This window comes from Rhodanobacter umsongensis (assembly GCF_042654965.1).
GTDB lineage: Bacteria > Pseudomonadota > Gammaproteobacteria > Xanthomonadales > Rhodanobacteraceae > Rhodanobacter > Rhodanobacter umsongensis.
The window spans coordinates 328,363-345,303 of record NZ_JBHSMK010000004.1 but is presented as its reverse complement, the minus strand read 5'-3'; the positions used below and the strand labels follow the sequence as shown (position 1 = coordinate 345,303).

12 protein-coding genes are annotated in these 16,941 nt (G+C 67.8%); 4 read left to right on the top strand and 8 right to left on the bottom strand.

All coding sequences use genetic code 11. The features are described 5' to 3' along the window. Positions 1 to 105: 105 nt before the first annotated feature. On the bottom strand, positions 106 to 1,224 hold the full coding sequence (gene zapE, locus ACFPME_RS08890) for a cell division protein ZapE (RefSeq protein WP_377304286.1): 1,119 nt from the start codon (positions 1,222 to 1,224) through the stop codon (positions 106 to 108). 35 nt (positions 1,225 to 1,259) lie between these two features. Then, complete coding sequence (locus tag ACFPME_RS08885) at positions 1,260 to 1,949, bottom strand: alpha/beta hydrolase (protein WP_377304397.1); 690 nt, start codon at positions 1,947 to 1,949, stop codon at positions 1,260 to 1,262. Positions 1,950 to 1,997: 48 nt separating this feature from the next. Between ACFPME_RS08885 and ACFPME_RS08880 the strand changes: the two genes are divergently transcribed. Beyond that, positions 1,998 to 2,591 carry an acyl carrier protein phosphodiesterase gene (locus tag ACFPME_RS08880; protein WP_377304285.1) on the top strand — a complete coding sequence of 198 codons (594 nt, stop codon included), beginning with the start codon at positions 1,998 to 2,000 and terminating at the stop codon, positions 2,589 to 2,591. Between the two features lie 258 nt (positions 2,592 to 2,849). On the opposite strand, the gene ACFPME_RS08875 is transcribed toward ACFPME_RS08880, so the two are convergent. Next, positions 2,850 to 3,371 (bottom strand): c-type cytochrome, encoded by a 522-nt coding sequence (locus ACFPME_RS08875; RefSeq protein WP_377304284.1) that lies wholly within the window; start codon positions 3,369 to 3,371, stop codon positions 2,850 to 2,852. 507 nt (positions 3,372 to 3,878) lie between these two features. Here ACFPME_RS08875 and ACFPME_RS08870 point away from each other — a divergent pair. From ACFPME_RS08870 to ACFPME_RS08860, 3 genes are all read left to right on the top strand, one after another. After that, the gene (locus ACFPME_RS08870) at positions 3,879 to 5,111 is read left to right on the top strand and encodes an efflux RND transporter periplasmic adaptor subunit (protein WP_377304282.1); all 1,233 of its coding nucleotides are present in this window, start codon (positions 3,879 to 3,881) and stop codon (positions 5,109 to 5,111) included. 107 nt (positions 5,112 to 5,218) lie between these two features. Then, entirely contained in the window at positions 5,219 to 8,458 is a 3,240-nt protein-coding gene (locus tag ACFPME_RS08865) for an efflux RND transporter permease subunit (RefSeq protein WP_377304280.1), read from the top strand. A 233-nt stretch (positions 8,459 to 8,691) separates the two neighbouring features. Then, a complete protein-coding gene (locus ACFPME_RS08860) occupies positions 8,692 to 11,835 on the top strand; it encodes an efflux RND transporter permease subunit (RefSeq protein ID WP_377304278.1) in 3,144 nt (1,047 codons plus the stop codon). 221 nt (positions 11,836 to 12,056) lie between these two features. On the opposite strand, the gene bioC is transcribed toward ACFPME_RS08860, so the two are convergent. The 5 genes from bioC to bioB form a co-directional block, all read right to left on the bottom strand. Further along, a complete protein-coding gene (gene bioC, locus ACFPME_RS08855; protein ID WP_377304276.1) occupies positions 12,057 to 12,938 on the bottom strand; it encodes a malonyl-ACP O-methyltransferase BioC in 882 nt (293 codons plus the stop codon). Then, positions 12,935 to 13,720: a pimeloyl-ACP methyl ester esterase BioH gene (bioH, locus tag ACFPME_RS08850; protein ID WP_377304274.1), complete on the bottom strand. Its 786-nt coding sequence runs from the start codon at positions 13,718 to 13,720 to the stop codon at positions 12,935 to 12,937. The genes bioC and bioH overlap by 4 nt, the downstream gene beginning before the upstream one ends. After that, complete coding sequence (locus tag ACFPME_RS08845; protein WP_377304272.1) at positions 13,717 to 14,493, bottom strand: sulfurtransferase; 777 nt, start codon at positions 14,491 to 14,493, stop codon at positions 13,717 to 13,719. The genes bioH and ACFPME_RS08845 overlap by 4 nt, the downstream gene beginning before the upstream one ends. A gap of 28 nt (positions 14,494 to 14,521) precedes the next feature. After that, on the bottom strand, positions 14,522 to 15,790 hold the full coding sequence (bioF, locus tag ACFPME_RS08840; protein ID WP_377304269.1) for an 8-amino-7-oxononanoate synthase: 1,269 nt from the start codon (positions 15,788 to 15,790) through the stop codon (positions 14,522 to 14,524). Between the two features lie 86 nt (positions 15,791 to 15,876). Next, entirely contained in the window at positions 15,877 to 16,926 is a 1,050-nt protein-coding gene (gene bioB, locus ACFPME_RS08835; RefSeq protein WP_377304267.1) for a biotin synthase BioB, read from the bottom strand. Between the last annotated feature and the right edge of the window lie 15 nt (positions 16,927 to 16,941).

The window sequence follows — 16,941 nt, the reverse complement described above, 5'->3', positions numbered from 1 at the left end:
GGGGCGTCCGCACGTTAGCAGCTGCCGCCGTCATTTCGTCGATTTCCGGAGGTCCGGCGCGTACGGGGGACCGCCGCCGATACATGCACGGGCTGGCCGGGGCCGTCACTGCGTCCGATGTGGCTGCGCGAGGTACTCCTCGCTCTGCATCTCGATCAGCCGTGATTCGGTGCGACCGAACTCGGCGCGCAGGCGTTCGCCATCGTACAGCTCGGTGACCGGTGCGGCCGCGGACAGCACCAGCTTGACGCGATGGTCGTAGAACTCGTCCACCAGCTGCACGAAGCGCCGGGCCGCGTCGTCGCTGTAGAGGGTGAACTGCGGCACGTTGGCAAGGATGATGGTGGCGCCGGCCTTGGCCAGCGCGATGTAGTCGGCCACGGCGCGAGGGCCTTCGCACAGGGCCACGAAGTCGAACCACAGGATGTCGTCGGCGCGCTTGCGGAACGGGATATCGCGGCCGTTGATCTGCAGCACGCCATCCTGTTGCACCGTGCCGCTGGCCTGGCCGGCGAAGATGCGCTCCAGCGCGCGATGCGCCTCGGCGCCGGGCGGCGTGAGATAGACCCGCGCCTGGGTCAGCGCGCGCAGGCGCCAGTCGTGCGACGACGCCATCTCGATCACGCGGCAGCGCTGTTCGATCAATGCGATCGCGGGCAGGAAACGCGCGCGCTGCAGGCCGTCCCGGTACAGGTTTGCCGGCGCGGTGTTGGAGGTGGTGACCAGGCTCACGCCGCGCCTGAACAGCTCGTCGAGCAGGCCGGACAGGATCATGGCATCGCCGATGTCGTTGACCAGGAACTCGTCCAGGCACAGCACGCGGCAGCGCGCGGCGATACCGGCGGCGACTTCGATCAGCGGGCTCTGCCGCTCACCCAGGGTGCGCAAGCTATCGTGCACCTCGCCCATGAAGCGGTGAAAGTGCCGGCGCAACGCGATGCCGTGCGGCAGGCTCGCCACGAACAGATCCATCAGGAAGGTCTTGCCGCGGCCGACGGTGCCCCACAGATAGATCCCTGGCACCGCTTCGGGCGGATCGTTGCCGAGCAGGGTTTTCAGCCGTCCAAACAGGCCGTTGCCATTGGCCGGTTGCGCAGACAGCGCCGCATGCATGCGGTCGAACTCGGACAGCAGCGCCAGTTGAGCGGGATCGGATTCCCAGCGATGCGCGGCGACGCCTTCCTGATAACGCGCGCTGGGCGCAGGCGAGAGGGTTTCACTCATGGCGCATGGTTCTTGAAGAGGGGCGAACGCAGGGCTCAGCCATGCCGCAGCGGCGGCAACCAGCCGCGCACGGCATGCTTGATCGCTCCGCGCAGATCCATCAGCCGACGATGAAAGAAATGGCTGGTGTCCGGCATGCGCACCAGTTCGGGCTTGTGCTCCAGCGCATCGACCCAGTCGAACACCGCCTGCGGCTCGACCACCTCGTCGGCCTCGCCCTGCACGATCAGCCAAGGGCAGGTCGGTACCGTCACGCCCTCGAACTCCCAGCGCCCGACCGGTGGCGCGATGCTGATCAGCGCATCGGCGTGCAGCCGCACGGCATTGCGGATGGTCACGTAGCTGCCGAACGAGAAGCCGACCAGCCACAGCGCATCATGCGGACGCGCGCGGTGCACCCAGTCGACGACTGCGGCCAGGTCGTCGCTCTCACCCTGGCCCTTGTCGTAGGCGCCTTGCGAGCTACCTGCCCCGCGGAAGTTGAAACGCAGCGTATCGAGGCCGGACTCGCGCAGCGCCCGCTCGGCCATCGTCACCACCTTGTTGTGCATGGTGCCGCCTTCGGGGGTCAGCGGATGGCAGATCACCGCCACGGCGCCACGCGCGCAGGCCGGTTCGGCGATGTCGCTGATGGCTTCGAGCTTGCCGGCGGGGCCATCCAGCATGAAACTGGCGGCGACATCAGGAAAGCTGGCAGGGGCGGCGGGAAGCTCGATGGGGTTCATGCACATGATGATAACCGCCACCGCGATCTGCCGCCGCAGGCGCATCCGGTGAACCACCTGGCGCATGCATTGCTGGCCGGCGATGACGAGCAGTTGCAACTGGGCGGCATGCTGGGCGACTTCCTGCACGGCCGGGCGGAGACGATCTTGCTGCCCCGGCCGGTGATCGACGGCATCCGCCTGCATCGTGCGATCGACGTGTATACCGATGGACATCCCGAGGTGCTGGCGGCCAAGGCGTTGCTGCCGCCGCCGTACCGGCGCTACGCCGGGATCCTGCTGGACATGTGGTTCGATCATTGCCTGGCGCGCGAGTTTTCGCGCTGGGCCGCCGGGCCGCTGGATGACTACTCGGCGGCCTTGCGTGCCCTGCTGCATCGGCAGGACGCGTTGTTGCCGCCGGCACTGCGGCGGTTTCGCGGCTACATGGACGCACATGACCTGCCCGCCGGCTATGCCGATCGCACGACCCTGGGCAAGGCGTTGACCGGCATCGGGCAGCGGCTCAGCCGGGCCAATCCGCTGGATGTGGCGCTGCCGGTGCTGGCGCAGCGCGACGCGTTGCTGCAGCCGCACTTCGAGGCGTTCTTTCCGAGGCTGAAGGAGTTTGCGCAGGACTGGATCGCGCGGCATCGAGGCTAGGCGAAGTGGATTGCCGACTCGGCTTCCAGGGGTTTCCACGCGCCATCGTCGCCGAGCTGCGATACGCCCCGCGACTTTCTCAGACGATCCGCTTGGCTCCGACAGCGAGCACGCGCCCAACCATGGCCAGCACGACGACGGCGATGTCCCGGGAAGTCAAACGACGTCCCTACAAATACCCCACGAAAAATGCCAGTCAGCTCAACTGACTGGCATCGGCCCGAAGGGCGCTGGCGAAGCCTGGTGGACCGGGACGAACTACTTCGCCTGGTCGACGATCCAGTGCACGGCATTGGTCACCTGCTCGTCGGTGAGCGCCGGGTTGCCGCCCTTCGCCGGCATGAAGTTGCCGTCCGGGCCGTGGTAACCCTCGATCGCGTGCTTGACCAAGGTATCGATGCCCTGCGCGATGCGCGGGCTCCACATCGCCTTGTCGCCGACCTTGGGTGCGCCTGCCACGCCGGAGGTGTGACAGCTGGTGCACAGGTGATCGAAGATCGCCTTGCCGTCCGTGGTGCCGCCGTAGGCGACCTGCGAGGCGGCAGCCTTGGCCGCGGCGTCGGCGGCCGCCTGCATGGCGGCGCGGCCGGTGTTGCCGGCGTATACCGCAGCGGCCGGCGCGATCCGTGCCGAAGTCGCCGAGGCCTGGTTCGGGTTGCTTTCCTGGGGCTCGTGCTCGTGGATCGCCAGTGCCGCGAAAATCAGCACCACCGTCAGTACCGCCAGACCGCCGATCATGATCGAAAACTGGCGCAAGACGCTCTGATCGGATTTGCTCATGGGACCGCTCACGCACGTACTCCTGTCGAGTGGACAAGCCGGGAGGCCACGATGGCAGCCCGACCTGTCTGAATTGCCTGTACTGTCGCACCGGTCTGGCGAATCATTCCGGCGAGGGTTGCCGTGGCTGGTGCACGGCACGCATGTCACTGCCGCCAGATCCCGATTTGGGTGCGTGACGGGCAACAGTCGCGGATTATAAACGAAGCGCGCGGCAAGTTTCAGTGCGCCGCGCCGATGTGCGGTGGACGACGCGTTGGCGCCGCAGGCCGCCCCCGGCGGGACTTGGCGCTGCGATCGCGGGGTGGCTATGCCATCGGTCATACCCTGACCATGTCAACCGGCATTGTTCAATCTCGTTCAACTGCCCCTATGCTTTCGCTTCAGAAAGGCGTTTGCCGGCAGCGTTCAGCACGGGTGCAAGCCCGGCGGAAGCAGCCATCGAGAGAGACGCTTGCCGCGTTGCCGATTACCGGTTGACCGCACCGTTCAGTCCAGGAGTTTTACATGTCGCGTTTTTGGAAGATCGCGTTGATCGTCATTGTCGTGATCGTCGTGGCCGCCGTGGGTTTCCGTCTGTTGCACAAGCCGGCCGACCCGGCCGCGGCGCAAACCGCGGCCAAGGGCAAGGATGGAAAGGATGCGACACCGCCGGTGCCGGTCACCGTAGTGCCGGTGGCCAAGCAGAACGTGCCGGTCTACCTGACCGCACTGGGCACGGTGCAGGCGTTGAACACGGTCACCGTGAACCCGCAGGTGGGCGGCCAGCTGCTCAGCCTGGAGTTCACCGAAGGCCAGCCGGTGAAGAAGGGCCAGGTACTGGCACAGATCGATCCGCGCACTTACCAGGCGGCCTATGACCAGGCGCTGGCGAAGCAGCATCAGGATCAGGCGCTGCTGGACACCGCGAATAGCAACCTGTCGCGCAACCAGGATCTGATCACCAAGGGTTATATCTCCAAGCAGGATCTGGATACGCTGCGCAACACGGCCACCCAGTACCAGGCCGCGGTGGCGGCCGACGCGGCCAACATCCGCGACAGCCAGGTGAAACTGGCCTACACCAAGGTGATCTCTCCGATCGATGGCCTGGCCGGCATCCGCGGCGTGGATCCGGGCAACGTGATCACCACGTCCACCGCGATTGTCACGCTGACCCAGCTGCAGCCGATCAACATCATGTTCACCCTGCCCGAGCAGAACCTCGACATGGTGCGCGCCGCCGCGACTCGCGACAGCGCGGCGCTGCAGGTGACCGCGCTCGACCGCACCGATTCGCACCCGATCGCCAGCGGCGGCGTGCTGAAGGTGATCGACAACCAGATCGACACCACCACCGGCACGTTCCGCCTCAAATCCGAATTCCCGAACGCCAGGAACGAGCTGTGGCCTGGCCAGTTCGTCAACGTGCAGCTGCTGGTGAACACCGTCGATGGCGGCCTGGTGATTCCGGCGCAGGCGGTGCAGCGCGGGCCCGATGGCGACTATGTCTACCAGGTGCAGGGCGACAGCACGGTCAAGATGCAGCCGGTGGTGGTCGCCGGCGAAGTGGGCGACAGCCACGTGATGATCGGCAGCGGCCTGAAGGCGGGCGACCGGGTCGTCACCGAAGGCCAGTTCCGGCTCAAGCCGGGCAGCAAGGTCAACGCGCTCAAGCCCGGCGAAGTGCCGGCGGCGCCGACCGCGGCCGAGCTGGAGAAAGCTAAGAAGAACACCCGCGGCGGCGGTCGCCGCCACTGAGGAAAGACCGGTGCGCCGAGTGGCGCACCGGCCCGCGATCGCCCTGAAGCTGGCCGTGATGCGGCCCTGATCGCGGCTGATGCCGCACCTACACGTTACGGATAGCCATGGGATTCTCGACCCTCTTCATTCGCCGGCCGATCGCCACCTCGCTGTTGATGGTGGCGGTGCTGCTGCTCGGCATCCTCGGCTATCGCCAACTGCCGGTGTCCGCCCTGCCGGAGATCGAGGCGCCCAGCCTGGTGGTGAGCACGCAGTATCCCGGCGCCAGCGCCCGCACCATGGCGTCGCTGATCACCACGCCGCTGGAGCGCAACCTGGGGCAGATCTCCGGCCTGACCATGATGAGCTCGGATTCCTCCGCCGGGCTGTCCACCATCATCCTGCAGTTCGCGATGGATCGCGACATCGACATCGCCGCGCAGGACGTGCAGGCGGCGATCAACCAGGCCAAGGGCACTTTGCCGGGCAACCTGCCGTATCCGCCGGTGTACAACCGCGTGAACCCGGCCGACGCGCCGATCCTCACCCTCAAGCTCACTTCCGACAGCCACCAGCTGCGCGAGGTGAACGACCTGGCCGACTCGATCATCGCGCAGAAGCTGTCGCAGGTGCAGGGCGTGGGCCTGGTCTCGATCGCCGGCAACGTGCGCCCCGCGGTGCGCGTGCAGGTGAACCCGGCGCAGCTGTCCAACCTCGGCCTCACCATGGAAGACGTGCGTTCGGCGCTGACCCAGGCCAACGTCAATGCACCCAAGGGCACGCTGAACGGCAAGACGCAGAGCTACTCGATCGGCACCAACGATCAGCTCTCCGATGCGTCCGAGTACAAGAACACCATCATCAGCTACAAGAACAACTCGCCGGTGCGGCTGTCCGACGTATCCAGCGTGGTCGACGGCGTCGAGAACGACCAGCTCGCCGCGTGGGCGAACGGCCGGCCGGCGGTGCTGCTGGACGTGCGCCGCCAGCCCGGCGCCAACATCGTGCAGACAGTGGCGCAGATCCGCGCGGTGCTGCCCGAGCTGCGCGCCGCGTTGCCGGCCGATGTGCACCTGGACGTGTTCGCCGATCGCACGGTGACCATCCAGGCCTCGGTGCACGATGTGCAGTTCACCCTGCTGCTGACCATCTTCCTGGTGGTGGCGGTGATCTTCGTGTTCCTGCGCCGGCTTTGGGCCACCATCATTCCGTCGGTGGCGGTGCCGTTGTCGCTGATGGGCACGTTCGGCGTGATGGCGTTCACCGGCATGTCGCTGGACAACCTCTCGCTGATGGCGCTCACCGTGGCCACCGGTTTCGTGGTCGACGATGCGATCGTGATGATCGAGAACATCGTGCGCTACATCGAGCAGGGCAAGAGCGGCAAGGAGGCGGCCGAGCTCGGCGCCAAGGAGATCGGCTTCACCGTGCTGTCGCTGACCGTGTCGCTGGTGGCGGTGTTCCTGCCGCTGCTGCTGATGCCCGGCGTCACCGGCCGCCTGTTCCATGAATTCGCCTGGGTGCTCACGATCGCGGTGACCATCTCGATGCTGGTGTCGCTGACCCTGACGCCGATGATGTGCGCCTATCTGCTCAAGCCCGATCAGCTGCCACCGGGCGACGATACCCACGAGCGCCAAGCTGCCAGCGGCAAGCGCGACCTGTGGACGCGCACGGTCGACCTCTACGCCAGCACGCTGGACTGGGTGCTGGACCATCGCCAGCTGACCATGCTGGTGGCCGGCGCCGCGGTGGTGCTCACCGTGTTCCTGTACATCGTGATCCCCAAGGGCCTGCTGCCCGAGCAGGACACCGGCCTGATCACCGGCGTGGTGCAGGCCGACGACAACATCGCGTTCCCGCAGATGGAGGACCGCACCAAGGCGGTCGCCGAGGCCTTGCGCAAGGATCCGGCCGTGGCCGGCGTGGCGGCCTTCATCGGCGCCGGCACGATCAATCCCACGCTCAACCAGGGCCAGCTCAGCATCGTGCTGAAGGATCGCGGCGACCGCGACGGCCTGGACGCGTTGCTGCCGCGCCTGCAGCGGACGGTGGCCGGCATACCGGGCGTGGCGCTGTACCTGAAGCCGGTGCAGGACGTGACGCTGGACAGCCGCGTGGCCGCCACCGAGTACCAGTACTCGCTGTCGGACGTGAACGCGGCCGAGCTGGCCCAGTACGCGGGGCAGATGACCCAGGCGATGCGCCAGCGGCCGGAGCTGTCCGATGTCGACAACAACCTGGCCGACAACGGCAACGCGCTGAAACTGACCATCGACCGCGAGAAGGCCAGCCGCCTCGGCGTGCCGGTGCAGAGCATCGATGACACCTTGTACGACGCGTTCGGCCAGCGCCAGATCTCGACCATCTTCACCCAGCTCAACCAGTATCGCGTGGTGCTGGAAGTGGCGCCCGAATTCCGCTCCAGTGACGACCTGCTGAACAAGCTGACCGTGCGCGGCAACGGCAACGGCGCGCTGACCGGCAGCGATGCGACCAGCTTCGGCCAGTTGAAATCGAGCAATTCGGCGACGCCATCGGGTATCGGCAACAGCGGCAACGTGGGCTTCCAGCTCGGTGGCGGCGGCACCATCCCGCTGTCCTCGCTGGTCAGTGCGCAGGTCACCAGCGCGCCGCTGGTGGTCAGCCACCAGCAGCAGCTGCCGGCGGTGACGCTGGCGTTCAACGTGGCGCAGGGCTACTCGTTGTCCGATGCGGTGTCGGCGATCCACGAGGTCGAGGCGCAGCTGAACTTCCCGCCGCAGGTGCGCGGCGAATTCGTCGGCAAGGCCGCCGAGTTCACCTCCTCGCTGGGCGACGAAGTGCTGCTGCTGCTGGCCGCGATCGTGGTGATCTACATCGTGCTGGGTGTGCTGTACGAGAGCTACATCCACCCGCTGACGATCATCTCCACCCTGCCGCCCGCCGGCGTCGGCGCGCTGCTGGCGCTGATCCTGTGCGGCATGAGTTTGTCGGTGGATGGCATCGTCGGCATCGTGCTGCTGATAGGCATCGTCAAGAAGAACGCGATCATGATGATCGACTTCGCGATCGAGGCACGCCGCACCGGCATGAACGCGCGCGACGCGATCCGCCGCGCCTGCCTGTTGCGCTTCCGGCCGATCATGATGACCACCGCCGCGGCCATGCTCGGCGCGCTGCCGCTTGCGCTGGGTAACGGCATCGGTGCCGAGCTGCGCCGTCCGCTGGGCGTGTCGATCGTGGGCGGCCTGCTGCTGTCGCAGCTGGTCACGTTGTACACCACGCCGGTGATCTACCTGTACATGGAGCGTTTCTCCGACTGGCTGGCCGTGCGCCGCGAACAGCGTGCGTTGATCCGGGCCCGGGCAGACGGCGCGGTGTGAGCCGCCGCGCCCGGCTGGCCGGTCACAAGCACTTCCTTCCGGCGTCGTCCCGCAGCAGAACGGAAATGATTGAACGGAGCATGGCCGCCTTCCCTGCGCAGGTAGGGAAGGGTTGCTGCCCGGGCGCAGCCAGCCGATCAACCTTTTCGCGACTCGGACGTTGAGGGTGGGATGATCCGTCCACTTCCCGCCCGCCGCCCGCCCGCTCCGCGCTTCCCGCCCGCGTCGACCCCATGAACATCTCCGGCACCTTCATCCGCCGTCCGATCGGCACGTCGCTGCTGGCGATCGGGCTGTTCGCGGTCGGCATGATCTGTTACGCCCTGCTTGGTGTGGCGGCGCTGCCGAACATGCAGTTCCCGGCGATCTTCGTGCAGGCCAGCCAGGCCGGCGCGGACGCCAGCACCATGGCCTCGACCGTGGCCGCGCCGCTGGAGCGGCACCTGGGCCAGGTGCCAGGCATCGACACCATGCGCTCTTCCAGCTCCGAAGGCAGCACGTTCGTGTTCATGATGTTCCAGACCGGCACCGATCTGGACGCGGCCGCGCGCGACGTGCAGGCGGCGATCAACGCGGCGGCGCCGGACCTGCCCAGCGGCCTCAACGGCGCGCCGAGTTATGAGAAGGCCAACCCGAACGACGACCCGATCATCGCGCTGGCGCTGACCTCGGACACCCAGTCCGCCGCCGACCTCTACAACGCTGCCGACTCGCTGCTGGCGCAGCGGCTGCGCCAGCAGCCTGGCGTGTCGTCGGTGGAGATCGCCGGTGCGGCCACGCCGGCGATCCGCGTCGACGTGAACCTGCGCGCGCTGAACGCGATGGGCCTGTCGCCGGACCAGCTGCGCAATGCGCTGAGCGCGGCCAACGTGACGTCGCCGGAGGGCTTCCTGTCCAACGGCAAGACCACCATGTCGATCAGTGCCACCACGCAACTGCTCAGCGCGGATGATTTCGCCCAGCTGGTGGTCGCCAGCCACGACGGTACGCCGGTGCGGCTGTCCGACGTGGCGAAGGTCTACGCCGGCCAGCAGGATGCGTACCAGGCGGCCTGGTTCCGCGGCAAGCCGGCCGTGCTGATGTACGTCTACAGGAAGGCCGACGCGAACGTCATCGCCACGGTGGACCTGGTCAAGGACCAGCTGCCGTTGCTGCGCGAATACCTGCAGCCGGGCACCGAGCTGACTCCGTTCTTCGATGGCACGCCGACCATCCGTGCCTCGCTGCACGAGGTGCAGGCGACGCTGCTGATCTCGCTGGCGATGGTGATCCTGACCATGGCGCTGTTCCTGCGCCGGCTGGCGCCCACGCTGATCGCCGCGGTGGCGGTGCCGCTGTCGCTGGCCGGCGCGTTCGTGGTGATGTACGTGCTCGGCTACACGCTCAACAACCTCACCCTGCTGGCGCTGGTGATCGCCATAGGCTTCGTGGTGGACGATGCGATCGTGGTGATCGAGAACATCATCCGCCACATCGACGAGGGCATGTCGCGCATGCAGGCCACGCTGGCCGGCGCGCGCGAGATCGGCTTCACCATCGTCTCGATCACCGCCTCGCTGATCGCCGTGTTCATCCCGCTGCTGTTCGCCGGTGGCGTGACCGGCATGTTCATGCACGAGTTCGCGGTGACGCTGGTGGCCGCGATCGTGGTGTCGGCCACGGTGTCGCTGACCTTGACGCCGGCGCTGTGCGGCCACTTCCTGCGCGGCCACCACGACCGCGTGCCTATCACGCGTCCGCCCTCGAAGCTCGGTATGGCACTGGAGAACTTCCATGCCGGCATGCTGCGTGTCTACAGCCGCGCGCTCAACTTTTCGCTGCGCCACGCGCTGCTGTTCTCGCTGACGCCGCTGGCGCTGATCGTGGCGACGTTCTACCTGTTCGGCGTGGTCAAGACCGGCCTGTTCCCGGCGCAGGACACCGGGCTGATCTGGGGTCGCGCCAACTCCAGCGCCACCGTTTCGTTCGCCGAGAGCAGGCAGCGCCTGCAGCGGCTCACCGCCATGCTGATGGCCGACCCGGACGTGGCCACCGTGGGTTCGCGCCTGGGCAGCAGCCGGCAGGGCACCAGCGGCTCGTTCAACATCGACCTGAAAACCCGCGCCGATGGCCGCAAGGACGACACCTTCTCCGTGCTGGCGCGGCTGAGCGCCAAGGCGGCGAATTATCCGGATCTCAACCTGCGCCTGCGCCCGGTCCAGGACCTGCCCAGCGGCGGGGGCGGCACCAGCCAGGGCGCGCAATATCAGGTATCGCTGCAGGGCAACGACCTGGCCGGGCTGCAGGCATGGCTGCCGAAACTGCAGGCCGAGCTGAAGAAGAATCCCAAGCTGATGGATGTGGGTACCGACGTCGACGAAGCCGGCCTGCGCCAGAACATCGTGATCGACCGCGACAAGGCCGCGCGCCTGGGCGTGTCGATCGGCACCATCGACGGCGCGCTGTACGACGCATTCGGCCAGCGCCAGGTGTCCACCATCTATTCGGACACCAACCAGTACAAGGTGGTGGTCAACGCCTTGCCCGACCAGACTGCCACGCCGGCGGCGCTCAACCGCATCTACGTGCGTTCGAGCAGCGGAAAGATGATCCCGATCACCGCGTTCGCCCACCAGCAGGCGGGGCTGGCGCCTTCGCAGATCCGCCACCAGAACCAGTACACCACGATGGATCTCAGCTTCAATCTCGCGCCCGACGTGAGCATGGGCGAGGCCACCGCGATCATCCAGGCCACCGTGCAGAACATGCGCATGCCGGGCGACATCAAGCTCAACATGGGCGGGGATTTCCGTCGTTTCGAGGAAACGCAGAGCGGCATGGGCTGGCTGATCCTGGCCGCCGTGCTCACCGTCTACATCGTGCTCGGCATGCTGTATGAAAGCCTGGTGCATCCGATCACCATCCTGTCCACCCTGCCGGCCGCCGGTGCCGGCGCGCTGCTGGCGCTGTGGCTGACCGGCACGGAACTGTCGGTGGTGGCGCAGATCGCGCTGGTGCTGCTGATAGGCATCGTCAAGAAGAACGCGATCATGATGATCGACTTCGCCCTGGTCGCCGAACGCGAACACGGCAAGAACCCGCTGGAGGCCGCGCGCGAAGCCTGCATCGTCCGCTTCCGGCCGATCATGATGACCACCATGGTCGCCATCCTGGCTGCCCTGCCGATCGCGATCGGCCTGGGCGAAGGCAGCGAACTGCGCCGCCCCCTCGGCATCGCGCTGATCGGTGGCCTGCTGATCTCGCAGAGCCTGACCTTGCTCAGCACGCCGGCGCTGTACGTGATCTTCTCGTGCCTGGCCGAGCGGCGCCGAGCCTGGTGGGCCCGCCAACGCGACCGCAAGGCGGCACGCCGCCGGGAGCGACTGGCGCGCATCTGAGCGTTGCTCGCCGCCGCCGGGGCGGTTTCCGAGCGGCGCGAGTGCGCCGCCGGACAGGCCCGGGATAGCTCGCCATGCCATTCCACGCGGCGTCCCCGGGCGAGCCGGAGACACCCGGCGACGCGCTCATGGCCGTGGCCGACAGCGGTCAGCCAGCGTCATCGGCGGGATGGAGGGATCCCCGGGACAAAGGCGTCCGTTTCCGCGGCGCCAGAGCTGCCCTACGTGCGCCGCGATCCACGCAGGCTGTCGATCGAGAAGCTGGCGATCTCGCCGCCGCCGGCACCGCGTCGCGGCTGCCCCACGGGCGGACCCCAGGCGTGTGCGCTGACAACTTCCCAGGTGGCCGGAATGCGGCCGTCCACGCGCATCGCCTCGTAGGCGGCGAGCATGCGCCGGTAGCGCGTCTTGCCGGTCAGCCCGCGTTCGCGTGCGTGGTCGGCGTTGGTCGCGCCCAGGCCTCGCAACTCGTCGAGCAGTTTGCGTGGCTCACTGTAGGTCAGCGTGTAGCGGAACACGTCGAGCACCGGATCGCGCAGGCCGGCGTTGAGCATGGCGTCACCGACGTCGTGCATGTCCAGGAAGCGGCTGACGTGCGGTTGCTGATCGGCCTCGGCCCACGCGGCGCGCAGCTCCCTCAGGGTGTCGGGTCCGAATGTCGAGAATGCCAGCAGCCCGCCGGGCTTCAGCACGCGCACGCACTCACCGAACAGCGCAGGCAGGTCGTCGACCCACTGGAAGCACAGGTTGGAATGCAGCACGTCGACGCTGCGATCGGCCAGCGGCAGGGCGGTGGCTTCCGCGCACACGCGAATCAATGGCCTCAGCCAACTGCTGTGCCGCCTCGCGGCGCGCAGCATCGGCAACGCCAGGTCGACCGCGATCACCTCGGCCTTGGGATAGCGTTGCTTGAGCTGCGCGCTGCCCCGGCCGGTGCCGGCGCCCACGTCGACCACTCGCATCGGTGTGGACGTATAGAAGTCCAGGCGATCGAGCGTGGCAGCCTGCACTTCGCGCTGCAGCACGTCGTGCTGTTCGTAGCTCCTGGCGGCACGGCCGAAATGACGGCACACCTGGTGCTTGTCGAGTTGGAAATCGCTCATCGGGCCTGCTCTGGGTGGGTGGACGTCAGCAGTGGCTGCAAGGCCCGCGCGACGGCGTCGGCATGGCCGAAGAACGGTGCATGACCGGCCTGCGGGATATCCTCGTAGCCGCCGCCGCACTGGCTTGCCGACCATTGCATGGCTTGCGGCGGCACCAGCCGGTCGCGGTGCCCGCTGATCCATGCGCTGGGCACGCGCAGATCCGGCAAGGCCGCGCGGTGGTCGGCGGTTTCGAGGATGCGGATGCCTTCCTGCAGCACGCGCAGGTCGGGTTCGCCGCGGGCGAACACCAGGGTGCGCAGATGGCGCAGTTCGGCGCGGGGGTCGGCGCTGCCCATCGCCTCCAGCGCGAGGAAGCGCTCGATGGTGGCGTGGTAATCGGTTTCCAGGTCGGTGGCGAGCTGGTGCACCAGCTTGCGCTCGGCACCGAACGGCCAGCCGGCATCGCGCACGAACTTCGGCGTGGCGCACAACATCGCCAGGCCGCATGCCTGTCGCGGCATCTCCAGCGCGGCAGTCAACGCGATGATGCCGCCCAGCGACCAGCCAAGCCAGATCGCCGGCGGCGTCACTTCGGCAATCGCCGCAGCGCACGCGCGCGGTTCCAGCGGCAGTCCGCAGTCGCGCGAATAGCCGTGGCCGGGCAGGTCGACCACGTACATCGTGCACTGTGCTTCCCATGCGTCAATCAGCGGCGCCAGCACGCCGCCATGCATCGCCCAGCCGTGCAGCAGCACCAACGGCACGGGGCCGCGGCCATGGGTTTCCACGTGCAGGCTCATGCGTCGGGGTCCTGGCCCCTGGCGCGCGGTGCAGGCATCGGGATGCCGGCCGGGGTCAGCGCGCGGTCCACGGCGACGCGCCCGTCGAACACGAAGCAGTCGCCGCGCCAGTGCGTGCCGCCGGTCTGCTCCAGGTACTTCAGGATGCCGCCTTCGAGCTGGTAGACGTGCGGCATGCCGAGGTCCTGCATGTGCAGCGCGGCTTTCTCGCAGCGGATGCCGCCGGTGCAATAGGACACGATGGTCCTGCCTTCGTAGCGCGCGCGATCGGCGGCGATCGCCGCGGGAAATTCGGCGAAGCTGGCGATGCGGTAATCGACCGCCTGCCGGAACTTGCCCACGTCCGTCTCGTAGTCGTTGCGGGTATCCAGCAGCACGACTTCGCGGCCGTCGTCATCGTGGCCTTGATCCAGCCAGCGCCGCAGCGTGGATGCGTCCACCGCGGGCGCGCGGCCGCCCTCGGGGCGGATCGTCGGCAGCCGCATGGTGATGATTTCGCGTTTCAGGCGCACCCGCATGCGTGCGAACGGCACCTCGTCGGACAACGATTCCTTGGGCTCCATGTCGGCGAAGCGCACGTCCTCGCGCAAGGCGGCCATGAAGCCGTCGACCGCTGCGCGACTCCCGGCCAGGAACAGGTTGATGCCTTCGGGTGCCAGCAGGATGGTGCCCTTCAGCGCCAGCGACTCGCAGCGTTCGAGCAGCTGGTCGCGCAGCGCAGGCAATTCGTCCAGGCTGATGAACTTGTAGGCGGAAATATTGACGATCGACATGCGGGGAGATCGGCGAAGCAGACGGCGATTATACGTGGTCGTCCGCTGCCGCCCGCGACGCGGGCGGCAGACGCAGTGCTTCCAGCGCGTCCAGCAGGCGATCGACGTGGGCTTCCTCGTGTGCCGCGGACAAGGTGATGCGCAACCGGGCCCGCCCCTGCGGCACGGTCGGCGGCCGGATCGCGCTGACCAGCAGGCCGCGCCGCTCCAGCGCCTGCGCCGCGTCCAGCGCCGCCGCGGCGCTGCCCAGCAGCAATGGCTGGATCGCGCTGGCCGACGCCGCCAGCGGCAGTCCCAGTTCGGCGGCGCCGCTGCGAAAGCGCGCGACCAGCGCGAACAGCTTTTCCCGGCGCCAGGCATCGGCCTGCGCCAGTTGCACCGCCTCCAGGGCGGCGGCCGCCAGCGCCGGCGGCATCGCGGTGGTGTAGATGTACGGCCGTGCAAACTGGGTCAACCCCTCGATCAGCGCGGCCGGCCCGGCAACGAATGCGCCCATGCAGCCGAGCGCCTTGCCCAGCGTGGCCATCAGCACCGGCACTTCGTCCTGGCCGAGTCCGGCCCCGCTGACGCTGCCCGCACCGCGCGGGCCGAGCACACCCAGGCCGTGCGCATCGTCGACCATTAAGGTGGCGCGCTGCTGCGCGCACAAGGCTGCCAGTTCGCGCAGCGGCGCGACATCGCCGTCCATGCTGAACACGCCATCGGTGGCCAGCAACGCCGCCGCGCCGGCGCGCGATGCCAGTTGCCGTGCTGCCGCGGCCACGTCGGCGTGCGGATAGCGCTTCAGCTCGGCCCCGCCAAGTTTCGCGCCATCGAGCAGGCAGGCATGGTTGAGTTTGTCCTGGACGCAGATGTCACCGCGCGCGAGCAAGGCCTGCAGCACGCCGAGGTTGGCCATGTAACCGGCCGGGAACAGCAGTGCGCGCTCGCGTCCGGTCCATGCGGCCAGCGCCTCCTCCAGCTCGGCATGCCCGGTGCGGTGACCGCAGATCAGATGGGCCGAGGTGCTGCCCACGCCCTGTTCGCGCGCGGCGCGGGCAAGTGCCGCAACCAGCTGCGGGTGTTGCGCCAGTCCGAGGTAATCGTTGCCGCAGAATGACAGCAGCCGTCCGTTGCCGACGTCGAGCCAGGGCCCATCGGCGCGGTCGATCGTGCGCACCCGGCGCAACAGTTGCTCCCGGCCACGTTCGGATGTCTGGACGGCCAGACGGCCGATAAGATCGGCCCGCCATGCGCTCCCGCCGCCCGCGGCGTCGCCGTTGGGAGAGAGGGTCGGGGTGAGGGGGAGCTTTTGCATGTTGGCCACTCATCGAAGGCAAGGGCGAAAAGATTTACCGCCTCGCCCAATCCTCTCTCCCAGGCGCGACTGGGAGAGAGGGAGCTTCATGCCGCGACACCGCAGCCACAGTTCGAGCCGCAACCTCCGTTCGCGTCGGCGTGATCGAGGATACTCGCATGTGCGGTGCTGGCCTCCTCGATCACCTGCAGCGGGTGCAGGTCGAGCCGGCGGAACAGTGCGCGGTCGTGTTCCACGTCCGGGTTGCCGGTGGTCAGCAGCTTCTCGCCGTAGAAGATCGAGTTGGCGCCAGCGAAGAAGCACAGGGCCTGCACCGCGTCATCCATCTGCTGGCGGCCGGCCGACAGCCGCACCATCGAGGCCGGCATCAGCAGGCGCGCCACCGCGATCGTGCGCACGAACTCGAACGGATCCAGCGCCGCGGTGCCGTTCAGGGGCGTGCCCTCGACCTGTACCAGCTGGTTGATCGGCACCGACTGTGGATGCTCGGGCAGGGTGGCCAGCGTCTGCAGCAGTCCGGCGCGCTGGTCGCGCGATTCGCCCATGCCGACGATGCCGCCGCAGCAGGTCTTCATGCCGGCCTGGCGCACGTGCGCCAGCGTATCGAGGCGATCCTGGTACTGGCGGGTGTGGATCACCTCGCCGTAGAACTCCGGCGCGGTGTCGAGGTTGTGGTTGTAATAGTCGAGCCCGGCCGCTTTCAACGTCGCGGCCTGCGGCCCGCTCAGCATGCCCAGCGTGGCGCAGGTTTCCAGGCCCAGCGATTTCACCGCGCGCACGATCTCGGCCACCTTCAGCACGTCGCGATCCTTCGGCCCGCGCCATGCCGCGCCCATGCAGAAGCGGCTGGCGCCGGCATCACGCGCCGCCTGCGCCTGTTCCAGCACCGCTTCCACGCTCATCAGCTTCTGCGCCTGCACGCCGGTGTCGTAACGTGCCGCCTGCGGGCAGTACGCGCAGTCTTCCGGGCAACCACCGGTCTTGATCGACAGCAGGGTCGATACCTGCACCGCGTCGGGATCGTGATGCTGCCGGTGGAGCGAGTGCGCCCGATGCAGCAGCTCGTTGAACGGCAGCGCGAACAGCGCAACCACGTCGGCGCGGCTCCAGTCGTGACGGATGGCGGTGTCGACCATGAAACGGATGCTCCT

Bases quoted from the DNA above. Each gene is read 5' to 3' on its own strand.
- bioH (WP_377304274.1), bottom strand. From the start codon at position 13,720: ATGAGCCTGCACGTGGAAACCCATGGCCGCGGCCCCGTGCCGTTGGTG.
- ACFPME_RS08885 (WP_377304397.1), bottom strand. From the start codon at position 1,949: ATGAACCCCATCGAGCTTCCCGCCGCCCCTGCCAGCTTTCCTGATGTC.
- ACFPME_RS08845 (WP_377304272.1), bottom strand. From the start codon at position 14,493: ATGTCGATCGTCAATATTTCCGCCTACAAGTTCATCAGCCTGGACGAA.
- ACFPME_RS08875 (WP_377304284.1), bottom strand. From the start codon at position 3,371: ATGAGCAAATCCGATCAGAGCGTCTTGCGCCAGTTTTCGATCATGATC.
- zapE (WP_377304286.1), bottom strand. From the start codon at position 1,224: ATGAGTGAAACCCTCTCGCCTGCGCCCAGCGCGCGTTATCAGGAAGGC.
- ACFPME_RS08870 (WP_377304282.1), top strand. From the start codon at position 3,879: ATGTCGCGTTTTTGGAAGATCGCGTTGATCGTCATTGTCGTGATCGTC.
- bioF (WP_377304269.1), bottom strand. From the start codon at position 15,790: ATGCAAAAGCTCCCCCTCACCCCGACCCTCTCTCCCAACGGCGACGCC.
- ACFPME_RS08860 (WP_377304278.1), top strand. From the start codon at position 8,692: ATGAACATCTCCGGCACCTTCATCCGCCGTCCGATCGGCACGTCGCTG.
- ACFPME_RS08865 (WP_377304280.1), top strand. From the start codon at position 5,219: ATGGGATTCTCGACCCTCTTCATTCGCCGGCCGATCGCCACCTCGCTG.
- bioB (WP_377304267.1), bottom strand. From the start codon at position 16,926: ATGGTCGACACCGCCATCCGTCACGACTGGAGCCGCGCCGACGTGGTT.
- bioC (WP_377304276.1), bottom strand. From the start codon at position 12,938: ATGAGCGATTTCCAACTCGACAAGCACCAGGTGTGCCGTCATTTCGGC.